The organism is Pseudonocardia lutea (assembly GCF_042658055.1).
GTDB classification, from domain to species: Bacteria; Actinomycetota; Actinomycetes; order Mycobacteriales; family Pseudonocardiaceae; genus Pseudonocardia; species Pseudonocardia lutea.
Genome location: NZ_JBHSQK010000052.1, coordinates 1 through 20,505 on the forward strand (window position 1 = coordinate 1; position 20,505 = coordinate 20,505).

General features: G+C 72.4%; 18 protein-coding genes, 1 tRNA gene and 1 pseudogene. 7 read left to right on the forward strand and 13 right to left on the reverse strand.

Annotated elements, in window-relative coordinates; translation table 11 throughout:
- Positions 1-403: 403 nt before the first annotated feature.
- The gene (locus ACFQH9_RS20200) at positions 404-2,584 is read right to left on the reverse strand and encodes a bifunctional copper resistance protein CopD/cytochrome c oxidase assembly protein (RefSeq protein WP_379567744.1); all 2,181 of its coding nucleotides are present in this window, start codon (positions 2,582-2,584) and stop codon (positions 404-406) included.
- Between the two features lie 215 nt (positions 2,585-2,799).
- A complete protein-coding gene (locus ACFQH9_RS20205) occupies positions 2,800-3,597 on the reverse strand; it encodes a PP2C family protein-serine/threonine phosphatase (RefSeq protein WP_379567746.1) in 798 nt (265 codons plus the stop codon).
- A gap of 173 nt (positions 3,598-3,770) precedes the next feature.
- Between ACFQH9_RS20205 and ACFQH9_RS20210 the strand changes: the two genes are divergently transcribed.
- The 4 genes from ACFQH9_RS20210 to ACFQH9_RS20225 all read left to right on the forward strand — a co-directional run bounded on the left by ACFQH9_RS20210 (position 3,771) and on the right by ACFQH9_RS20225 (position 7,483).
- Positions 3,771-3,847: transfer RNA gene (locus tag ACFQH9_RS20210), tRNA-Arg, on the forward strand.
- Between the two features lie 738 nt (positions 3,848-4,585).
- Positions 4,586-4,984, forward strand: a complete 399-nt coding sequence (locus ACFQH9_RS20215) for a hypothetical protein (protein WP_379567748.1) — start codon at positions 4,586-4,588, stop codon at positions 4,982-4,984.
- Between the two features lie 774 nt (positions 4,985-5,758).
- Complete coding sequence (locus ACFQH9_RS20220) at positions 5,759-6,160, forward strand: YncE family protein (RefSeq protein ID WP_379567750.1); 402 nt, start codon at positions 5,759-5,761, stop codon at positions 6,158-6,160.
- A gap of 9 nt (positions 6,161-6,169) precedes the next feature.
- Positions 6,170-7,483, forward strand: a complete 1,314-nt coding sequence (locus tag ACFQH9_RS20225) for an alpha/beta hydrolase (protein WP_379567752.1) — start codon at positions 6,170-6,172, stop codon at positions 7,481-7,483.
- A gap of 106 nt (positions 7,484-7,589) precedes the next feature.
- Here ACFQH9_RS20225 and ACFQH9_RS20230 read toward each other — a convergent pair whose 3' ends face one another.
- The 8 genes from ACFQH9_RS20230 to ACFQH9_RS20265 all read right to left on the reverse strand — a co-directional run bounded on the left by ACFQH9_RS20230 (position 7,590) and on the right by ACFQH9_RS20265 (position 15,618).
- Complete coding sequence (locus tag ACFQH9_RS20230) at positions 7,590-9,848, reverse strand: bifunctional lysylphosphatidylglycerol flippase/synthetase MprF (RefSeq protein ID WP_379567754.1); 2,259 nt, start codon at positions 9,846-9,848, stop codon at positions 7,590-7,592.
- Between the two features lie 449 nt (positions 9,849-10,297).
- Complete coding sequence (locus ACFQH9_RS20235) at positions 10,298-11,875, reverse strand: Na+/H+ antiporter (RefSeq protein ID WP_379567756.1); 1,578 nt, start codon at positions 11,873-11,875, stop codon at positions 10,298-10,300.
- A 478-nt stretch (positions 11,876-12,353) separates the two neighbouring features.
- On the reverse strand, positions 12,354-12,575 hold the full coding sequence (locus ACFQH9_RS20240) for a hypothetical protein (protein WP_379567758.1): 222 nt from the start codon (positions 12,573-12,575) through the stop codon (positions 12,354-12,356).
- A gap of 203 nt (positions 12,576-12,778) precedes the next feature.
- Positions 12,779-13,432: an MFS transporter gene (locus tag ACFQH9_RS20245; protein WP_379567760.1), complete on the reverse strand. Its 654-nt coding sequence runs from the start codon at positions 13,430-13,432 to the stop codon at positions 12,779-12,781.
- Positions 13,366-13,986: an MFS transporter gene (locus ACFQH9_RS20250; protein ID WP_379567762.1), complete on the reverse strand. Its 621-nt coding sequence runs from the start codon at positions 13,984-13,986 to the stop codon at positions 13,366-13,368. The genes ACFQH9_RS20245 and ACFQH9_RS20250 overlap by 67 nt, the downstream gene beginning before the upstream one ends.
- Positions 13,956-14,183: a hypothetical protein gene (locus tag ACFQH9_RS20255; RefSeq protein WP_379567764.1), complete on the reverse strand. Its 228-nt coding sequence runs from the start codon at positions 14,181-14,183 to the stop codon at positions 13,956-13,958. Before ACFQH9_RS20255 ends, ACFQH9_RS20250 begins: the two co-directional genes overlap by 31 nt.
- Positions 14,184-14,302: 119 nt before the next feature.
- Positions 14,303-14,971: a nitroreductase gene (locus ACFQH9_RS20260; RefSeq protein WP_379568038.1), complete on the reverse strand. Its 669-nt coding sequence runs from the start codon at positions 14,969-14,971 to the stop codon at positions 14,303-14,305.
- 113 nt (positions 14,972-15,084) lie between these two features.
- The gene (locus ACFQH9_RS20265; RefSeq protein ID WP_379567766.1) at positions 15,085-15,618 is read right to left on the reverse strand and encodes a 4-hydroxylaminobenzoate lyase; all 534 of its coding nucleotides are present in this window, start codon (positions 15,616-15,618) and stop codon (positions 15,085-15,087) included.
- Between the two features lie 179 nt (positions 15,619-15,797).
- On the opposite strand from ACFQH9_RS20265, the gene ACFQH9_RS20270 reads away from it, so the two are divergent.
- Positions 15,798-16,454, forward strand: a complete 657-nt coding sequence (locus tag ACFQH9_RS20270) for a TetR/AcrR family transcriptional regulator (protein WP_379567768.1) — start codon at positions 15,798-15,800, stop codon at positions 16,452-16,454.
- 70 nt (positions 16,455-16,524) lie between these two features.
- Here the strand turns inward: ACFQH9_RS20270 and ACFQH9_RS20275 are convergent.
- A pseudogene (locus ACFQH9_RS20275) lies at positions 16,525-17,294 on the reverse strand (NADP-dependent oxidoreductase); the annotation flags it as partial.
- A gap of 25 nt (positions 17,295-17,319) precedes the next feature.
- A complete protein-coding gene (locus tag ACFQH9_RS20280; protein ID WP_379567770.1) occupies positions 17,320-18,111 on the reverse strand; it encodes an HD domain-containing protein in 792 nt (263 codons plus the stop codon).
- An 85-nt stretch (positions 18,112-18,196) separates the two neighbouring features.
- Between ACFQH9_RS20280 and ACFQH9_RS20285 the strand changes: the two genes are divergently transcribed.
- Complete coding sequence (locus tag ACFQH9_RS20285; protein WP_379567772.1) at positions 18,197-19,267, forward strand: GlxA family transcriptional regulator; 1,071 nt, start codon at positions 18,197-18,199, stop codon at positions 19,265-19,267.
- Between the two features lie 109 nt (positions 19,268-19,376).
- Here the strand turns inward: ACFQH9_RS20285 and ACFQH9_RS20290 are convergent, their stop codons facing one another.
- Entirely contained in the window at positions 19,377-19,661 is a 285-nt protein-coding gene (locus tag ACFQH9_RS20290) for a hypothetical protein (protein ID WP_379567774.1), read from the reverse strand.
- A gap of 251 nt (positions 19,662-19,912) precedes the next feature.
- On the opposite strand from ACFQH9_RS20290, the gene ACFQH9_RS20295 reads away from it, so the two are divergent.
- Entirely contained in the window at positions 19,913-20,434 is a 522-nt protein-coding gene (locus ACFQH9_RS20295) for a phage holin family protein (RefSeq protein WP_379567776.1), read from the forward strand.
- The last annotated feature ends 71 nt before the right edge of the window (positions 20,435-20,505 follow it).

Genomic DNA, 20,505 nt, shown 5'->3' on the forward strand with positions numbered 1-20,505 from the left:
ACACACTGTTGAGTTCTCAAAAGACACCCGCACACCATCGGGAACCCTTGCGGGATCGTCCGGGGCGTTGTCGCTCTGTTCGAGAGCCTACCAGATCCGATCGGATCGGAGGCAACTCTCATATGTTAGGTCGTCCGTGCCGCCGAGGCAAGCCCCAACGTCCGTCCGACGCGCCCCTGCCACGCTACCCGGAGGTATCGCTTCCGCGGAGGCTGTCTCCCTCTGGCGAGCCCGACCCGGCCCGGAGACCCGGCCCGATCCGTCCTTCCGCTCGCCGCGGCGACGAGGAGAAAGTTACACCAGGACCTCCGGGGGTGGTCAAATCGGCCCCCCATCTGCGTGTTGACCTGCGCAAACGCCGTCCCTGGCCGAGATCGACCCCGAGGCGGCGTGCGACGAACGGTCAGCCCGTCGGCGGCGCGGCCCGGCGCTGCTCACCTGCGCCGATGCCCGACGCTTCGGCCGGCGGGTGGCCTGCGGACGGGCTCTCCGACCGTCGTTCGTCGTGCGGCGCATCGTCCTTCTGCTCGTCCGGAAATTTCTCGGACGCGCCCGACGGCGCCCCGCCACGAGCCAAGCGGTGCAACATCGCGTTGTAGGCCTTGAGCTCTGCGTCCCCGTCCGCGTCGGCCCGGCGATCATCGCGGCGGGCCGACCGCTCGTCGTGCCGCGACCACTGGATGAGCAGCGCGACGATGACCAGGAGGAGCGGGACCTCACCGGAGGCCCAGGCGAGACCGCCCCCCAGCTTCTGGTCCACCAGCGGATCGGTGACCCACGGCAGGGCCAGCGACCGGTAGAAGGCCTCGCCGATCACCGTGTCCGCGCCCATCAACGCCACGCCGAAGAAGGCGTGGAAGGGCACGGAGATGAACACGATCGCCAGCCGCGCGACCGGCGGTAGCCGGCGCGGCGAGGGGTCGACGCCGATCACGGGCCAGAAGAAGATCAGGCCGGCGAGCAGGAAGTGCAGGTTCATGGCGACGTGCGCCCAGTGCTCGTCGAGCGCCCACGCGAACAGGTTCGAGAAGTAGAGCGCGTAGTACGAGCCGACGAAGACGGGCAGCGAGAACAGCGGGTGGGTCACGAACCTCGCGACCGGCGAGTGCACGGCGGCGAGCAACCACTCCCGCGGCCCCGGCGGGTTGCCCCGGCCCGCGACCGGCAGTGCCCGCAGCATCAACGTGACGGGTGCTCCCAGCACGAGCAGGATCGGCGTGAGCATCGACAGCATCATGTGCGTGCCCATGTGCACGCTGAACATCGCCGGCGCATACCTGCCGAGCCCGGAGCTCGTCGCGAGGAGGAGTACCGCACAGCCGCAGAGCCAGGCCGCCGTCCGCCCGGTGCCCCACCGGTCCCCCCGGACCCGTAGCCGCCGCACGCCCAGGAGGTAGAGCACGGCCATGATCACGGCGGCCGTGCCGAAGAACAGATCGAACCGCCAGTCGAAGGCGAGGCGGGCCAGGGTCGGCGGGCCGGCGAGGTCGTAGCCGAGCACGACCTCGGTCCGCGACGGTGGAGCGGCGTCCGCCGTCGGCGGCGCGCTCCGCCCCAGTGCCACCGCGAGCCCGATGGTGGCCAGCATCAGGAGCACCTCGACGCCGCCGAGCCGCAGGAGCGCCGCGCGTTCGCCGCGCCCGGCCGCCTCCACGGTGTGTCTGCGGTGGAGGAGACCGAGCCCACCGAGCGCCAGCAGCGCGAGCGTCTTCCCGAGCAGGAGGGTGCCGTAGGTGGACCCGAACAGGTCCGCGGGCGAGAGCCGGACCAGGGCGTTGAGCACCCCCGTGGCCGCGAGCACCAGCCAGCACCAGAACGCCACCCGGGAGAAGCGGCGTACCGCGACGCCCAGCGTGACCGCGTCTCCCTCCGCGCGGGCCGCCGCGAGGGACAGCACCGCCACCAGCCCACCGACCCACAGCGCTGCGGCCAGGACGTGCAGGACGAGGCTGTTCGTCGCGACGTCGTGCGAGCCGCCCGCCGCGGAGTGCCCGGTGAGGGCCACCGGCAGCGGGCCGAGCAGGGCGAGCCCGAAGGCCACCACCGTCCAACCCCAGGAGAGGACGAGCCGGCAGGCGACCAGCAACAGCAACGCGACGATCGCAGTCAACAGCCATGACATCGCGTCCGCGAGCTTGGGGATGACCGAGATGAGCAGGCCCGGATCGAGCACGTCGACCACCGGTCTGCCCAACGCGTCGGCCGCGCTCAGCGGGACCAGCAGCAGGGCGCAGACGGCCCATCCGGCGGCCGCGTAGGACGCAGCGCGCACCGCGCGGTACCCGGCCACGTCGAGGTAGCCGCTCCGCTGGGGGGCCACGAAGAAGGCCGCCAGGAGCAGGAACCCGATCGCGAGCACCGCGCACACCTCGGCCGCCGCCCGGAAGGCGGGCAGCCCGATCGTGGTGAGCGTGCCCGGGTCCGGCAGCCCCAGGTTCTCGACGGGCCGGGATCCAGTGAGGGCGGTGAGCCCCGCCGCGACGAGCACCGCCACGGCCATGCCGAGCCCCACCAGGCCGCCGACGCCCGAGGGCGGCCGGCGGATCGGCGTCGTCGGGGTGGGGTCGGCGGTCGTCTGCGCCATGCGACCAGGCTATGCCCGCACGACGACGGTTTCCGTCGTACCCCGCTGCCGGACTGCCCCTCGTGACCGAGATCCCGGGGCTGGCCGAGCGGGTCGGCGCCGCCCTGCCGCGAGCGGGCCACCGGATGACGATCGGATCGGACCTGGGCGGCACGGTGCGTGTCGCCGGGGACGCGGGCCTCGCCGAAGGCTCTCCCGGTCGTCGATGCGGTGGCTCAGCGCAAATCGGACGCCGCGCCCACGACCCGCACCCCCTGTGCCGGGGCCTCGGCGGCGTCGACGACGTCGACGACGTCGGCCACGATGCAGGTGATGTTGTCCGGTCCCCCGCCCTGGTTGGCCAGCGTGATCAGCTGCTCGACGACGACCTCGGGCCCGGTCGGCGCGGCCATCAGGTCCTCGATCGCCTTGTCCGGCAGCACCGCGGTGACCCCGTCCGAGCAGAGGAGGTACCGGTCCCCCGCCTGCGGCTCGAGGACCTCGAGGTCGGCCTCGACCGGGTGCTCGGTGCTGAGCGCGCGCATGAGGACGGAGCGACGGGGGTGGACGAGGGCCTCCTCCGGCGTGATCTGTCCCTCGTCGACGAGCTGCTGGACCATGGTGTGGTCGCGGGTGAGCTGGTGCAGCTCACCCGCGCGGCAGCGGTAGATCCGGGAGTCGCCGACGTGCGCGAGGGCGAGCCGGCTCCCGTCGAACACCAGGGCGACGACGGTGGTGCCCATCCCCTGCGTGTCCGGCTCCTTGCGCGCGTGCTCGGCCAGCCGCTCCGACGCCTCGTCGACGGCGGAGGCGAGCTCGCCGAGCAGATCCACCTGCGAGAGGTCCTGGGGCAGGCGCTCGTCCAGCTCCAGCATCGCCGCCACCGTGAGCGCACTCGCGAGCTCCCCGTGCGCGTGTCCGCCCATGCCGTCGGCGACGACGAGCAGCCGATCCCCGGCCGCGCCGGAGTCCTCGTTCGCGGTGCGCCGGCGGCCGACGTCCGAGCCGATCGCGGAGCGCAGTCCCAGTGCCATGCGCTCAGTATGGATCTCGCACCCCCGACGCGTGAGGGCGGACACCGCGAAACGGACGGGTGACGTCGGGGAACCGGTCGATCGGGCCGCCCGGCGTCGCACGGTCGGGCGGCGCCGGGTAGCCCCCGGCACCGGAGCCGTTACCCTCGTCGGCGGCGGCCTCCGGGCCCCGCGCCCTCGTAGCTCAGCTGGACAGAGCAAGAGCCTTCTAATCTCTGGGTCGCAGGTTCGAATCCTGCCGGGGGCACCAGGTCGGAGGGTTGCGGCATTCGACAGAGCAGCAGCGGGGGCCGACCCTGGACAGGTGCTGGCCCTTGCGGTCGGTCTCGCCGGTCTCCGGAGCGCGGGGGCCGGCCCGGTGAACGAGCGGAACTGCCGCCTCACCGCCGAGGTCGATCAGGCCGTGGTCTCCCCGCGGCATCCGATTCATCCGGCGGCAGCTCGGATTACCTGTCGCCAACCGTCGACTGGCCGACTGTGCACTCGGGAGTTCCTCGCGTGGGACCATGGCGCCCGGGAGCGACGATGGCCTCCCCTCCCGACATCATCGCCACCTGAGCTCGGGCCTGCCGAGGCGCGCACAGCAGGCGAGCGGACCCGAGGCCGCCTCCAGGTCGGTGTCTCCACGACGGTCGGTAGGACTCGTCGTCGTTCTGATGATGGCGGCCACCGCCCTGGTGGGACTCCCGTACGGCCGCGTTCCGTCGGCGCCCGGGTCCTCCGCCTTCGCTGCACGGACTGTCGAGTGGATCCGTGACCACGGCGGGGCCCGCTCGTCGACCTGCTCGAGAACGTGTGCTTCCAGCTTCTCACCCCGTCGGGTGCCGCACCGGGTCCGGCGGACCTGCCCTCGACCCAGCCCCGCGCAGCACTGCCGGCGGGGGTCAGCGCTCCTGCACCGCTTGCGCCCCTGCCGGGATTCGCGCCTCTCCCGGGTGAGGGCCAGTGGCAGCCGGGACGACTGCTGGGCGCGGGAACGCGCGCGTTGGTGTGGGAACTCGACACCGATCTTGCTGGTAGCTGGGGCGCCGACGGCAGCCAGCCGCAGTACACATGGCGGTCGGGTGTCGGCGTCGATGCCAGCGGTGACCTGCTCTACGTCGGCGGGGACAGGATGAGCCTCCACACGCTCGCCCAGGCCCTTCGCGACGCCGGCGCGATCCGCGGCATGCAGCTGGACGTGCACAGCGCGATGGTCGATCTGTTCAGTTACCCCCGCGGCGTCGATGCCGGGGTCGGAGGCGTGCCGCTGCTGCCGTCGATGCCCGGAACTCGCTCCCGCTACCTGGTGCCCGACCAGCGGGACTTCTTCGCCGTGACAGGACTGGCGGACATATCGCCCGCACCCAGCTCTCCGCTGGGGGTTCGCAGTGACAACGGGTCCTGACGTCACGGTGGTGCTGGCGTTCTCGGCCGTGGCTTCGGCGTGCGCACGGGGCAAGGAGACGGTTGACGCCCGGAGGCGGGAGTACCGATGAAATGGGCAGACACCGAGCAGTGGCTGGGCGTGGTGTTGGTGGCCTTGTGGCTGCTCGCCGCCGGTCTGTCAGCAGCGGGAGCCTGCCACGCGTGAAGCGGCTGTCCCCGGCGACGCTGATCGGGACAGGCGTGGCCGCGGGGCTGTTCACGCTACAGGCGACGGTGGTGGACGCGGTCGCCGATCCGACCGGTGTCGCCGCCCTCGACACCCCGTTTCTCCACTGGCTGGTCGCTCACCGCTCGCCTGCGGCGACCGCAGTGGCGATGGCCGTGACCACGGTCGGCGGTACCGCGGGCATGGCGGTACTTGCCGCGCTGGTCGCGCTCGTGCTGTGGCTACGGCACCGCCGTTGGGAAGCCGGCGGCGTGCTCGTCGCCGCAGCCGGATCACCGTCCGGGCCCGCGACCCCGCCGGCGTCCCCGGTGTCGACGTCGCCGACGAAGGCGAGATCCTGCCCGGTAGGTCGCCCGGGCTGTTCGACCGCCGCGCACGCCGCGCCGACGGACACGGCATCGGACTCGCCCTTGCGCGCAGTCTCGCCGAAGCCGAGGGCGGGCGGCTCGTCCTCACCCCGGCGTCTCCCACGACCTTCACCCTTCTCCTCCGCCCGGGCGAGCCCGCTCCTCGCCCGCTCCGGAGCGGTTAACCGGCGTCTTGCCGCCCGCACCCTACGGTCGTGCCGTGCGAGCCGATGCCCACCGGGCGGCGAACGACCGGGCGCCTGCCGGGCGTCGAGCAACGAGTTCTGAGCGCCTCGACGACGCCGCGTTGCGCCGGCGCGCGGTGCTGTGGGCGGCCGTGGTCCTGCCCCCGGCGGGCTCGGTCGGCGTGCTCGACGCCTACACGGGCGTGTCGAGCACGAAGTGGAGGATCCCGGGCGGGAGCAGCCCGGACAGGGGCGACGTCTCCGCCGACGGGTCCCAGCTGTGGCTGTCGGGCCGCTCCGACCGGGCCGTCAACGTCCTCTCCACTACCGACGTCAGCCCCATCCGCACGATCGACGTCGGCAACGGCCCGCACGGGCTGTCCGTGTGGCCCCAACCCGGCCGCTACTCGCTCGGCCACCCGGGCATCGGCCGGTAGCGCTCCCCGATGGATCTTCCTCGCCTGCTGGATGCCCCGCTGATCGCCGGAGCGCTGCCGACGACCGTCACCGTGCTCGGCATGCTCGCGGGGGTGGTGCTCCTGGTCGGTCGGACCAGGCGCTGGTGGCTACGCACCGTGCCGCTCGCCGCTGTGGCAGGGGTGGCGGCGGTCGGCATCGTCCTGCTGGCCGTGGCCGTGTTCCGACCCTTCCCCGATCCGCTGCCGCCGCGGGTCCTGCTGTGGATCGGTGTGGTCGTGGCGGCGTTCGTCCTGGCGGGCCACACGATCCGGCGCGGGTGGTGGCAGGGCGTCGTCGCCGTGGTCGCGGCCCTCCTGGTGCTGGCGACCGGAGCGATCAAGGTGAACGCGGTCTACGGCTACCGGCCGACGCTGGGCGCCGCACTCGGTCGCCCCTTCAGCAACCAGATCGACCTGGCCGACGTCCCGGCCGCCCCGCTCCTTCCCGCGCCACGGGACCGCCCCGTCTCCGCGTCCTGGACACCTCCTGCGGACATGCCGCACCGGGGGAAGATCAGCGAGGTCGCGGTGCCGGGCACGGTGTCGGGCTTCGCCGCCCGGGCCGCCTGGGTCTACCTGCCGCCCGCCTACCTGACCTCGCCGCGGCCGCGGCTGCCCGTGCTGGAACTGATCGCCGGACAGCCGGGAGGTCCGGAGGACTGGCTGCTGGCCGGCCGGCTGGCCGACGCGATGGACTCGTTCGCCGCCGCGCACCAGGGACTCGCCCCGGTCGTGGTCGTGCCCGACGCCACCGGGTCCGACCTCGCCAACACGATGTGCCTGAACTCGCAGCTCGGCGCGGCGGAGACCTATCTCGCCCGCGACGTCCCGGCCTGGGTCGCGGCGACCCTTCAGGTCGTCCCGGAGCCGATGGCCGTCGGCGGGTTCTCCTTCGGCGGGACCTGCGCCCTGCAGCTCGCCCTCCGGCACCCCGAGACGTTCCCGACCTTCCTCGACGTCTCCGGGCAGGCCGAACCCACCCTCGGGGACCGGGCGTCGACGGTCGCCGCGGCGTTCGGCGGCGACGAGAACGCCTTCGACGAGGTCGCCCCGCTGTCCGAGCTACGCCGCCGCGCCTATCCGGACCTGCACGGAACGCTGGTCGTGGGTCGGGACGACGACACCTACCGCCCGCAGGCCGAGCAGGTCACCACGGCGGCCCGGGCCGCCGGAGCCACGATCGCGCTCGTCGAGCTTCCCGCCGGCCACAGCTGGACCCTCGCGACCCAGGCGCTGGAGAAGGCACTTCCCTGGCTCGCCGGCCGCCTCGCAGTCCTCCTCCCCGCACCCCCACCCTCATGAACCGCGACCGCACGGTCGCCCTGCTGTACCCGGCCCCGGCGCGGACGAATGGCGCCGGTGGTGCCGGTGCCGCACAAGTGGCTCTGTCTGGGCACGTGAGCGCTGCTCAGCGGGCCAGGACGGCCCGCGCGAGGGCCGCGACCTGGGTGGCGCGCAGATCGGGCAGGTAGGCCCGGCCGATCGCATTGCCGATCGCCGGGAGTGCGGCGGCGTCGGGATAGGCGAGGTGCAGCGGGCGGTAGTCGGGCTGGAACTTCGCCTTGAACGCCAGCAGCGAGCGGAAACCGTAGACGGGTTCCAGCCGCTCGCCGATCGCATCGAGGAGCTTCTGCAGCCCGGCGACGGGCTCGCCGCGGTCGAGGCGGGCGAGCGGGGCACCGGACAGCGACAGGTATTCCGCGCCCTCCTCCTTCAGGCTGGTCGCAGCGGAGGCGATCAAGAACTCCATGACACCGCGGAACGCCCGGTCGTCGGAACGGCGACGCATGAAGTCGAGGGTCCACCCGACGATCTCGCCCTGGCGCCGGACCGGCAGCCAGCTCGTCACACCGTGCACCGAGCTGTCTGCGTCGACGGCCACGAGCAACCGCACCTCGTCGTCGGCGAGCTCGTCGAGGCCGCCGAGCGTGAAGCCCATCTCGGGCAGCCCCTTGTCGGCAACCCACTCCTCACTGATCGCCCGGACCTGGTCGGTGATCGCGACCGGCGCGCCGTGGAAGGTCGTCCACTCTGCGACGATCCCCGCCCTGGCCGCCCGGTTCAGCGCGGTGCGCACGTCCTGCCACCTCCGCCCCGTGAAGGCCAGGTCGCGCAGGGGCAACACGGTCTCCTCGGCCACCGGCACCGTGCTCCAGCCCAAGCCCCGCGCAACCGCTTCGACCTCGGCATCGACGCTGTAGAAGCAGGGTGTCCACCCCTGCTCCCGGCAGTGCCCCGCGAAGCCGGCGACCGCCTCGGGCACCTTCTCCGGTCGCCCGACGGGCCCGCCGGTCGTCACCGCCACCCCGCCGATCACCCGGTATGCCACGGCCGCGGTGCCGTCGGGGGTGAACCAGTAGGCGTGGCCCGGCCAGGTCGCCATGTACTGCAGCGAGCCACCCGCCCCCTCCCCGACGAGCGCACGAACCCGGGCGAGATCGGACTCGGCGACGTCCGGGCGGCTGTGCAGGAAGGTCCGTAGCGCCGCAGCCGCGAGCACGAGCCACACCGCGGGCCCGACCCACTCGTAGAGCGCCGTGGCGGCCCAGTCGGCGGGCAGGAACCGGGGCGCCACGCCGACGAGGTACCCGGGCGGGACGAACCGCAGCGGCAGGTCCCCGAGCAGGTCGGCGAGCCCGGGCGCCGGGGTGAACTCTCCGCGCAGCACCAGACCCACTCCCATGTAGATCCCTGCCGCCAGCACGAGCGTCCCCAGCACCGAGCGGGTCCAGGCCCGATAGGTGCCCAGCGGCGCCCGAACGTCGAACCGCGCGCGGGTGAGCACCAGCAGGACCACGACGAGGAGCGGTTGCACGAGCGGTAGGGCGATCGAGATCCAGGCCCGTGGATGGGTGCCCGCCCCGAGCACGATCCGCTGCTGGGCGTGGTTCGACATCAGCACCACTGCGAGCGCGGCGAGCCCGACGTTCAGCCCGACGGCCAGGCCCCACGCCGCGCGGCGTCCCCGACGCAGGCCCTCGGCCGCGACCAGCAGGAGCACCACCGGCATGATCGACAGCAGGGCCGGTCCGAGCCCGGAGAACCGCAGCCGGGCCTGCAGCTCCGCGCATTCCCGGACGTCCCGTGGATCGACGGCGCCCGCGCAGGTCTGTTGGATCGTGGTCGCATCCGGTGCGGGCGGGGCGAACACGAAGCGCAGCACCGACAGTGGGCCGACCCGGGACTGGGCCCACGCCGCGATCAGAGGCCCCAACGCCGACGCCGCGACCACGAGCGCGACGAGGACGCGCCGCTCCGGTCGCGATGGTCGGGCGACTCGGGCCTCGTGCCGGCGGACTCTGCCGAAGAGCACGGCGCCGACGGCCAGTCCCAGCAGGCCGGTGCTCAACCGCAACAGGTCGCCGATCAACCCGGAGTAGAGCGCCAGCATCACCAGGGCGATGACCAGCACCAACCGCAGACGACGGCGCCAGAGCGCGGCCAGGCACGCGCTCGCCGCCAGCGCCACCCCCACCACCGCCGTACCCGGCCCCACCGCGACCGACTCCGCCAGCTCGTCGGCCCACCGGCCGTCCAGATAGCGGTCCAGCAGCCACACCCATGCCAGCCCGATCAGCGAGCCGACCACCTGCAGCGCCAGCGTGAGCCCCCCGGCCCGCAGACTTCCGAGGCGGCGCTCCGCCACGGGCAGGAGAGCGATGATCAAGGTGGTCGACAGGACGTAGGACGCCGGTCCGCGGCACCACAACGCCGACGTCGCCAAACCCCACCAGGCACCGGCCCGGATCGGCCCCAGACCCGCTCCCACCGTCGCGGCGAGTGCCGGGGACGGGCCATGCACGACGCTGCCCGTGAGAGCACCGAGTACCCAGATCACGACCACCAGGAGCACGGTCAGCGGTGCCCGTCGGACGAACCGCGCGAAAGGACCCGGCGGCGGCGCCGCTGCCTCCACATCCGGAACATGCGGCACCACCACGACCGCCGCCCGTTCCCTCACGCCGTCCTCCCAGGCCCCCTGGCATTCCACATCCGACGCTAGGCGACGCCCGGTACGCGCACGGACAGGAAGGGGTTAGCGCACGGGAAAGTCGACAGGCATCCACCACACGACGGCAGTGCATCTGCCCACTTCGGCCGGTCTTTCGGTGGGCCTCAGTCGACGGGGTCGGCTCGGGAGAACCGGACCTCTTCGATGTCCAGCCGGGCCTGGACCTGGCGCAGCACGATGTCGTCGATCCGCTGCTCGTCGCGCAGCTCGAGCAGCGCCTCGCGCTTGCGGGCGATGAGTGCGAGCCAGAGGCTGGCGTACTGGTCGTCGTGCCGCAGCACCGGGTCGTCCTCGGCGCCGTCGGCCGCCAGCACCTTGCGCCGCTTCTCGATCTCGGTGCGCACCCGCGCGACCACGCGCTCGTCCGTGCCCAGCTCGGCCGCGGTGGCGTCGATCGAGTCGATCGCCGCGTCGGTGGTGAAGACCTCGGCGTACTGCCGTTCCTCCGCCACGGAGTTGTCGGCCGGCAGCCGGGCGAACCGCACCACACGCGGCAGCAGCAGCGCCTGCAGCAAGGTCAACACGATCACTCCGGAGGTGATCACGACGATCAGGTCGCGGTCGGGGAAGGGCGCACCGGAGTCGAGGGTCTGCGGCACGGCGAGCACCGCGGCGAGCGAGACCGCACCACGGAACCCGGCCACGGCGCTGACCGAGCGCTGCCGGGCCCCGATCCGGCGCAGCCGCTGCGCAGGCCGCCGGTCGAGCGCGCGGATGATGTACGGGGTGGTGTAGACCCACGCCCAGCGCACCCCGATCACCACCGCGGTGACCAGCAGGACGTCGACCAGCGCGCGAAGCGGCGACACGCTGGACAGACCACGGACCGCGGTGTGGGCCTGCAGACCGACGAGCACGAACAGCGCGCTGCTGAGCACCGTCGTCGAGACCGTCCAGAACGGGACCGAGGTCTGCCTGGTGGCCGCGCCGGTGATCCGCGGGGTCACCTGGCTGAGGAACAGCCCGCACACGACGACCGCCAACACCCCGGAGGCGTGGACCGACTCGGCCAGCAGGAACGCCGCGAACGGCGTCACCAGCATCGCGATGTTCTCCAGCATCGGATCGTCCATCCGACGCCGCAGCTGCCAGCTCACCAGCCCCGTCACCGCGCCGGCGAGCACGCCCCCGCCGTAGGCCAGCACCAGCAGCCCGCTCACGTGCAGCGGCGTCAGGTACTCCTCGCCGACGGTGACCCCGACCGCGAGACCGTAGATCACCAACGCGGTGCCGTCGTTGACCAGGCTCTCCGCGCGCAGCACGGTCACGGTCCGACGCGGCAGCCTCCGGGCCAGGACCCCGACCGCGGTCGCATCCGTCGGCGCGAGCGCGGCACCGAGCACCCACGCCGGCCCCCACGCCAGGCCGATCGCATGGGCCACGGCCGCCACCGCCGCGGCGGTGGCGAAGACCAGCACCGTGCTGGACAGGACCACCACGCGCAGGTTGCTGCGGATCTCCCGCAGCGAGGTGGTCAGGCTCTCCCAGTACAGCAGCACCGGCAGGAACACCAGCAGCACGACCTCCGGCGGCAGCTGCGCCTCGCGCAGGTGCGGCGCGAAACCCAGGAGCACACCCACGAGCACCAGCAGGATCGCCGGTGCGATCGGGTAGCGACGCGCCAGCGCCCCGCACACGACCAGGGCGACACCGAGGACGACCGCCATCTCCAGTCCCAGCACACACACATCCTGACGGTCTGCCCGTCGAGCGAGGTCGGCCGTCCGCAGCAGATCGTCGATCCGGCGGAGAGAACGTCAGGAACGCCCAGCTCCGGTGGTGGGTCGGCCCGCGAGGGGCACGTGCCGACCCACCGGCCGGGAGTTCTCCGTGCGCCGGACACAGCCGGCGGCGCCGCGACGGCCTGCATGCCGAGGACACCGCGGTGCGCGACGACCTGGGCATGCTGACCCAGCTCGGGCACCAGCCGCCCTCACCCACAGTCCTCGCACGGCGACCTGGGGGTCTGGAGGTCATCGGGGTGTGACTGCTGTCGATCTCGCGCCGGTGTGTCGCGCGTTCCGCCATGATCCGCTGGAAGGCGGGCGGGATCGCCCGGTCCTGGTTGCAGACCAGGTAGGTGCTGTCGATCGTCTTCCACGCCGCCCCGGAGAGGGGCTGGGCGAAGGACGCGACGGTCTGCGTCGTCAGGCGTCCGGATTAGACGGCGGCGAGCCCTGTCGGGAGGTCCGCGTAGAAGGTGGGCCCCGGCTCGGTGACGCGGAGGACGCGCTGTTCCGGGTCGACTTCCTGCCAGTCCAGCCGCTCCTCGCCGACAGCGCCGAGCAGCGAGTCACCCTGGTCGAGCATGAAGGCGCAGACGTGGACGAGACGCCGGACGGTGTCCCGGTCGTCGGGCGTCGGGGTCGTGCCGGGGCTCACCGGAGCCGTCCCCTCCGCGCGTCGCGGTCGCACTCCGTCCCGCTCGTGGGAGCACGGACGGACAACGGACCACGTACTCGCCGAGGTGAACGACATGCGGGTCCGCCCGCGTCGATTCCCGCTGGTCGGCCTGGGCGGCGGCCCGTGTCGCGGGGATGTGCGCCGCCGGATCGGGGCGGCAGGGCCGGTCGGTGTCGAGTGCATCAGGCCGCCTCCACGGACCAGACTCCGCCCGGGTCCACGCCGGCACGGGGCGAGCCGGAGAAACCGGCACGACGGTTCGACCGCGCCAGCAGGAGTACCGCGATGCTCGCCAGGAGCATGGCCGAGCCCATGATCGCGAACACCGTCTCCACATCGCCACCGCTGCCGAGGGCGTAGCCGACGATCAGGGGAGCGACGATGCCGCCGACCCGGCCGACGCCGAGGGCCCAGCCGACGCCGGTCGGGCGGATCGTGGTGGGGTACAGCACGGTCGCCAGGGCGATCACGCTCATCTGCCCGCCCACGACGCAGGTACCGGCGAGGAAGGCGGCGCCGAGCAGCGCGACGGGCGGCCCCGAGAACGACAACCCCATGCCGAGGAGGAAGACCGCCGCGACGAGGTAGACGACCGTGAGGACGGCGAAGGGACCTCGGCGGTCCATGGCGGGCCCGATCAGACCGGCGGCGAGAATGCCTCCGACCATCATGGCCGCGGTGGCCGTCGCGGCGGTGCCGGCGGTGGCGCCGTTCTGCTGGGCGATGGTCGGTAGCCAGCTCTGGGCCGCGTAGAAGACCCCGAGGTTGATCACGAAGGCAAGCCGGAGGAGCAGCGTTCGTGGCAGCCAGGCGCGGCGGACCGGATCCTGCAGCACGGAGCGAGCGGGCTGCGGGTCCGACGCGGCGCGGAGGCCTGCCGGGCGATCCGGCTGACGTCGGTGCCGGGTGCGAGCCGTTGCAGCACCTGCCGGCCCCTCACCGCAGTCTTCTGGTTCCGGAGCAGCCGACCCGGCGAGTCCGGGAGCAGCAGGACCAGGGCGACCAGCAGGACCAGCGGAAGGACCCCGCAGAGCACGAACAGGCCTCGCCAGCCGACGTCGCGGATGACCGGCCCGGACACGAGGCTGGCCACGACGAAGCCGAACGCGTAGCAGCAGTAGATACCCATGACACAGGTGGAGCGGCGCCGCCGGGGAGCGAACTCGCTCACCAGCGCCACCGCGCTGGGGGTGGCACCGCCGAGACCGACTCCGGTGACCAGACGGAGCAGGACCAGGTGGAGCTCGCCGGCCGCGAGCGCAGAGAGCACGGTGGCCACGCCGAACAATGCGCTCGAGAGCAGCACGAGCGAGCGGTGGCCCAGCCTGGTGGCCAGCGGGGACAACAGCAGGTAACCGATCATCGGTCCGAGGATCGACGCGGAGAACATCGGGCCGAGCGCAGCGACCGGCAGACCCCACTCCCGTGCCGGACCGGGGCGATGTAGCTGACGGCCTGGGTGTCGAGGCCGTCGAGGAACATCACCGACCCCGTCAGCGCCAGGACCAGGGCGTGGAACCGCCCGACCGTGCGGTTGTCGATCAGGTCTTCCAGGTCGATCGGAGGTGAGGAGTCAACGGGTGACACGAGCAGGTCCTTCTGTACTGGCAGGACCTCGGGCCGGCCGGTGGCACGGCTGACCGGTGGGCTGCCTGCGGGATGGTGCGTAGGACGGAGTCCCGGCAGGTGCGCCTGCCGTTCGACGATCAGTCGTGGAAGGTCGTGAAGGAGTCGAACGGCTCACGTTCGGTCCGGAGCCGGTCGAGGCGGTGGGTCCGGTCGGCGAAGCCCAGGGCGAGCCCGCAGACGACGATCTGGTGATCGGGTATCCGCAGCTGGCGGCGGAGGATCGGGTGGAAGTCGAGGAACGACGCCTGCGGGCAGGAGTCCAGCCCGCGTTCGCGGGCGAGCAGCATGATCGCCTGGAGGAAGGCACCGGCGTCGAGGAGACCGCCGGCCAGGGCGCGCCGGGCGGTCGTGAGGATCAGCCCGACGGGTGCCCCGAAGAAGTCGTAGTTGCGGCGGTGGTGGGCGAGCCTGCCCCCGTGATCGTCGGGGGCGACGCCGAGGACGCTGCGGTAGAGGCGGTCGCCGAAGCTCCTGCGGCGCCCGCGCAACGGCTCGCACCACTCGCCGGGCTGGTAGGGGTACTCCGGTGCGACCCCGCCCCCGGCGTCGAGGGCCCGGCAGATGGACTCGGCCAGCCTGCGCTTGGTTCGCCCGGTCACGACATGGACGTGCCAGGGCTGGGTGTTGGAGTTGCTCGCCGTCCGGGACGCCAGCGCGAGGATCTCCTCGACCTCGCGGCGCGGTACCGGGCGGCTCAGGTAGGCGCGCACACTTCGCCGTGTGGCGACTGCGTCCGCGACGGACATCGAGTTGCCGGGCACTCCCGCTCCCCATCGGTCGTCGGTGGAGATCTCCACAGCGACCGAGGACGCGGCGACGGATCCGGCGACCGGCCCGACCGGATCCGGAGAGCCCCTGCTCACAGCGCCGGGACCTGATGCCGCTCGACGGGCGGCACGATGTCGTAGGAGATCCGCCCGGCCGGCAGGAAGAACAGCGCGATCACCGGGCCGCCCTTCGATTCCGGGTAGTGGTGGCTCCCCGGGGCCGGAGCCGTCCACCCGGCTCCGCACCAGCCGTTCGGGCCCCGCAGGAGCGCCCCGGGGACCAGCGGTACGACCATGTTCAGCTCCCCGTAAGGATGCTGGTGGTACTGCCCGCGGAAGACCTCCTCGCTGTCCATGTAGACCGCGGTGATGCTGAACCATTCGAGCCGTTCCTGCGGTTCGGCGATCCTGCTGCGCCGGTACCGGCGGCCCTCCACCTCGATGTCGGCGGCCCACCCGGTCCGCACGCCCTCCTCGACCATCGCGGCGAGATCGTCGTAGACGGGGGTGCCCGGCCCGTGATGCTCGTTGAGCCAGGCCTCCAGCGATGTGCCGGCGGTGCGGTTCTTGACCTGCTTCACGAACGGGATGCTGCGCTCGATCAGGTCCTCGGCCGTGTATCCCATCTCGGCTCCTCCTTGTGCTCCGTGAGCCGCCTGCTCTGCTCGGGAACCATAGGGCGATGTTAGGTTACATGCAAGACTTGTAACTTAACTCCGCCGGTCGTCGCGCCGAGCACGCGAGCGGAGGACGGTCCGTGGCAGGACGTTCGGCCCCGGCCCGGCCGCGAGGAAGAATGGGATCCATGAGCGATGTATCGGGTGTCCGGGTCGACGCCTCCGAGCAGGCGCGATCCGGCGCGTCGCGGGGCGGCCGGCCCCGCGATCCCGCACTCGACGAATCGATCATCAAGGCGACGCGGCGGAGACTGGTGCTCGACGGCTACTCGGCGATGTCGTTGGGCGACATCGCGGCCGATGCGGGCGTCTCGCGCCCGACGATCTACCGGCGCTGGGCCAACAAGCTCGAGCTGACCATCGACGCCCTCGACTGGGGCTTCCGCCGCCAACAGGACTCCTACCCCCCGGCCCCCTTCGAGGACATGCCCGCGAGGGAGGCCTTCACCGAGGCCGTCCGGCGCGTCGACCCCTCCTACTTCAATCCGGACGCGATGGTCCTCATGGGCAACTTCATGGGAGAGGCCCTCCGCACCCCTGAGCTGCTCGACCACCTCAAGGAGCGCGCCGTGGAACCCCGGGTCCGGCTGGTCGAGCAGGTCCTCGCGGGGCTCCAGGACCGCGGTGAGGTGCGCCGGGACCTGGATCGACACACCGTCGCCACCTTGTGCTTCGGCGCGTACTACTCGGCCTTCCTCCGTGGTGAGCACCGCCGGGGTGGACTCGCCGAGGAGGTCGTGGCCGTCCTGTGGCCGGCGATCGCGTGGTCCGACTCTGCTCCCTGACGATGCCGGCCCGAGCTCGCGCGACAGGGCCGACGGGGACCAGCAGGCCGCGGGCGACAGGCACCCACGTCCGGTCGGGTTCGACGACGAAGAAGACGGCGCGGCCGTCGTCGGGCTGCACGGCGGACGGCTCGGCGATGGTCACGAGGGTGCCTCCGGGACGCACCAGGGCGGACGACCGCTCGAGGACCTCGCCACCGATCACGTCGAGGACCACGTCGACCTGGCCGACGTCGCCGAGTGCGTCGGCCTCCAGGTCCAGGAACGTCTGCGCGCCGAGGTCGAGCACGACGTCGCGGTCGTCGGCCCGCCCGGTGCCGATCACCTGGGCTCCCACCTCCCGGGCGAGCTGGACGGCGATCGACCCGACGCCGCCGGCGGCGCCGTGGATCAGCACGGTCTGCCCGGTCGTGAGCTGCGCCTGGTCGAACAGTCCCTGCCACGCGGTCAGGCCCGAGATCGGCAGCGCGGCCGCCAGGGTGTGGTCGATGTCGGCGGCGAGGGGGGCGAGGTTGCGGGCCTCCACAGCGGTGTACTCGGCGAGCGAGCCGTTGCGGGCCCAGTCGGCCAGGCCGAAGACCGTTGCCCGACGGTGAGGCCGGTGGTGCCGTAGCCCAGCTCGACGACGACCCCGGACAGCTCGTGCCGGGGCACGCTGGGCGTGCGGTCGCGACCGGCCCGGTCGGTCCAGGTGGCCGGCCAGTCGAGCTCGCCGCGGGTGAAGCCGGCGGCGTGGACCCGGACGACGACGTCGTTCTCGGCGGCGTGGGGGTAGGGCAGGTCGGTGAGCGTGAGCCCACCGATGCCGGCGGCCCGGTCTCGAACGGTGATGGCGTGCATGTCGGGTGTCCCGATCCTGTTCGGGTCAGCTCGGCCAGGCGGAGCCGAGGATGCGCTCGACGGTGGTCGTGCGCCGGAAGCCGGGGAGGAAGTGCTCGAGAACGTCGGAGTTCACGGTTCCGTTGGTGGTCTCCGGACGGTTCTTCAAGCCCTCGAGGTACGCGCGGAGGAAGTCGTTCTTGAAGTCGCCCCGCGGGTGGATGGCGAGGATCTCCTCCACGTGAGCCGACGGCAGTTCGTCCAGGCCGAAACCGAGCACGTCGGTCAGCACGCCGAGATAGGTCGTGGCGATCTCCGGCCCCATGCGATCGGGGATCCCCGGCGTCGTGTGAAGCGCGATCGCCGTCCACACGGTGTCCGCGGCCGCGGTGGAGAAGCCGTGTTCGAGCAGGAACCTGCGCCCGTGGTCGGCCCCGTCGACCTCGAACCGCTGCTCCACGTCCGAGAAAGGTGTCACGAGGCCCGTGTCGTGGAACATGGCAGCCAGGTAGAGCAGTTCGGGATCCGGTGTCACGCCGAGTCGGCGGGCGTGGATCCGACCGAAGAAGAACACACGGCGGGAATGGTGGTAGAGGAGCGGGCCGGTCGTCTCCCGGATGAGGCGGGAGGCTTCGGCGGTCGCCGCCGTCTCCGGGACCTCCACGCCCGCGATGGCCTTCGACATGGGTACTCGCCCTCCACTGCTGGTTGCCGGTTCCGTGTCCGACCTCAGGGTGCCGACCACCAGGTGTTCGACGCCGCCTTCATCCGGCCGGGAACCCCTGACATCAGGACGCTCGATCGGCCGGCGAGCTGCCCTCCTTGCCGTGGCGAACATCGCGGGCGGGACGCGGTCCGGCAACGGGGCGTACCCGTCGGGAGAAGCCGGCGGTACCAGGCCTCCGGTGTGCTACGAACGGGCTGTGTCCTCGTCCACCGCCGCCGCGGCCGCTCGGCCTTCCGGGGCGCACCGACCTCCTCGGCGGTCGGACGAGCTCGAGCGGGAGAGGCCCCGCGGTGCGGATCCTGCGCCGCACCGCGTCGCGTTCCTCGTGTACGACGGCGTGACCCTCCTCGACGTGGCGGGCCCGGCGGAGGTGTTCAAGGAGGCGAACCGGTTCGGCGCCGACTACCGCATCGTGCTGCTGTCGCCGACCGGTGACGACGTCACGTCCAACCTCGGGTTCGGGGTCACCGTCGACGACGCCGTCACCGCCGAACCTCCCGCCGACACCTATCTGGTGCCCGGCTCGGACCGCTACCCGCGCACGCGCGTGCCCGCGGATCTGGCGGACGCCGCACGGGTGCCGGCGGCCGGCGCGCGCCGCGTCGCGTCGATCTGTACGGGCGCGTTCATCCTGGCCGCCGCCGGTCTCCTCGACGGCAAGCGTGCGACCACGCACTGGCAGGTCACCCACGAGCTCGCGGCCCGCTGTCCGACGTGCCGCGTCGAGCCGGACGCCATCTACGTCCGCGACGGCAGCACGTACACCTCGGCAGGGGTGACCGCCGGGATCGATCTGGCGCTCGCGCTCGTCGAGGAGGACCACGGATCGGCCTTGACCCGCGACGTCGCACGGGCGCTCGTCGTCTACATGCAGCGTTCGGGTGGCCAGTCGCAGTTCTCCGCCCCGCTGCAGGGACCGCCGCCCCGCTCCCCCGCCCTGCGGAAGATCACCGACCTCGTCACGGCGGACCCCCGGGGGAACCACTCGCTGGCCGAACTCGCAAAACACCTCAACGTCAGCACCCGGCACCTCACCCGGCTCTTCCACGACGAACTGTCCACCACCCCGGCCCGGTACGTGGAGAACATCCGCTTCGACATGTCCAGGGCGCTGCTCGACCACGGGCACACCGCGACACAGGCGGCCACTCTCGCCGGGTTCCCCAGCTACGAAAGCATGCGCCGGGTGTTCGCGAGGAAGCTCTCCCTCAGCCCCGCGGCCTACCAGCGCCGCTTCGGCACCGCCCGCCGCGCCACCGCGGGCTAGCACGACTGGGATCGGAGCCGCACCTGTGGCGGAATCAAGCCCCAGAAGGAGAGGGCCTGCCGTCGTGGCCGACGGCAGGCTCTCGCAGTGCCGGGTCACACGGTCAGGTTCAGCCGCCGATCGCGGAGAGCCCGCGCTGGAGATCCTCCAGGTTCATCGCGGGCACGATCTCGACGACGGCCCCCATCCTGAACAGCGGTTCGCTGATCCTCGGGAGCTGTGCCGGGTCGTCCAGGTCGAAGACCGCGATCATGGTCCGCTGACCTCGCACGGGCGCGAAGTAGGTGGCCTCCGGCTTGATCAGCTCGACCGTCGCCTGGATGGTCTTGGCCATGTCGCCACTGGCGATCGCCTCGCTTCCCTTGTCGACGTTGGGCTGGGCTACGAGCAACATGCGCATGACGGACCTCCGTCCTGTTGAGGGGGCGGCTCGTGGCGCTACCTGGTTCCGGACGGTGCGACGCGAGTCGCGCAGCAAAGCTACTGCGGAGGGTCCGGCCGGTCCACCACCTGGAATCGGCGTCCGCCCGAGCCGTCGACAGGAGCCGTGGGAGCGGTACGGCCCGGTTCGTCGGCGGCCGAGGCGGGTACCCGTGCACGCTCCGGCCGGAGCGATCCGCCGACACACTGACCGAGGAGATTGTCATGCCGACGGCCCGATCGTCCGGATCGGCGGGGAGCCCCGCCGGAGGTCCTGATCGGCCCACGAGCCCCGGGACCGAGGGCTCCGGCGGCGAGGTGATCCGCGGCGTCCTCGACGACGTGCGCGAGCTGTTCCAGCAGGAGCTGCGCGCGGCCAGCTCCGGCAGCGAGGCGATCCGCGGCTTCGTCGACGACCTGCGCGAGCTGCTCCAGCAGGAGCTGCGCACCGCGCAGGAGGAGCTGGCCGGCAAGGCCCGGGCCGCCTCCGAGGGGGTGCTGTTGCTCGGTGTCGCCGTGGTGCTCGGCGCCATGGCGGCCGGCACCTCCACCGTGCTGATCCTGCGGTTGCTGGAGAAGGCGCTCCCCCCGACGGTCGCGGCCGCGATCGCGATGATCCTCTTCGCCGCCGCCGCCGCAGTGCTCGCCGCGGTGGGGCTCGCAGCGGTCCGCCGGGCCCTGCCGCTGGTTCCGGAGCGGGCACTCGACGCGCTGCGCGAGGAGATCCGTGAGGTGATGCCGGGCTGAAGCCGCCGCAAGGGGGCCTTCCGGGCGGTACCGGTCCGGGCCGTGAGCCGTTAGCGTCCCGCCCGCGGCCC

Bases quoted from the DNA above. Each gene is read 5' to 3' on its own strand.
- ACFQH9_RS20205 (WP_379567746.1), bottom strand. From the start codon at position 3,597: ATGGCACTGGGACTGCGCTCCGCGATCGGCTCGGACGTCGGCCGCCGG.
- ACFQH9_RS20265 (WP_379567766.1), bottom strand. From the start codon at position 15,618: ATGGGATACACGGCCGAGGACCTGATCGAGCGCAGCATCCCGTTCGTG.
- ACFQH9_RS20290 (WP_379567774.1), bottom strand. From the start codon at position 19,661: ATGTTGCTCGTAGCCCAGCCCAACGTCGACAAGGGAAGCGAGGCGATC.
- ACFQH9_RS20295 (WP_379567776.1), top strand. From the start codon at position 19,913: ATGCCGACGGCCCGATCGTCCGGATCGGCGGGGAGCCCCGCCGGAGGT.
- ACFQH9_RS20270 (WP_379567768.1), top strand. From the start codon at position 15,798: ATGAGCGATGTATCGGGTGTCCGGGTCGACGCCTCCGAGCAGGCGCGA.
- ACFQH9_RS20280 (WP_379567770.1), bottom strand. From the start codon at position 18,111: ATGTTCGCCACGGCAAGGAGGGCAGCTCGCCGGCCGATCGAGCGTCCT.
- ACFQH9_RS20260 (WP_379568038.1), bottom strand. From the start codon at position 14,971: ATGTCCGTCGCGGACGCAGTCGCCACACGGCGAAGTGTGCGCGCCTAC.
- ACFQH9_RS20250 (WP_379567762.1), bottom strand. From the start codon at position 13,986: ATGTTCTCCGCGTCGATCCTCGGACCGATGATCGGTTACCTGCTGTTG.
- ACFQH9_RS20200 (WP_379567744.1), bottom strand. From the start codon at position 2,584: ATGGCGCAGACGACCGCCGACCCCACCCCGACGACGCCGATCCGCCGG.
- ACFQH9_RS20225 (WP_379567752.1), top strand. From the start codon at position 6,170: ATGGATCTTCCTCGCCTGCTGGATGCCCCGCTGATCGCCGGAGCGCTG.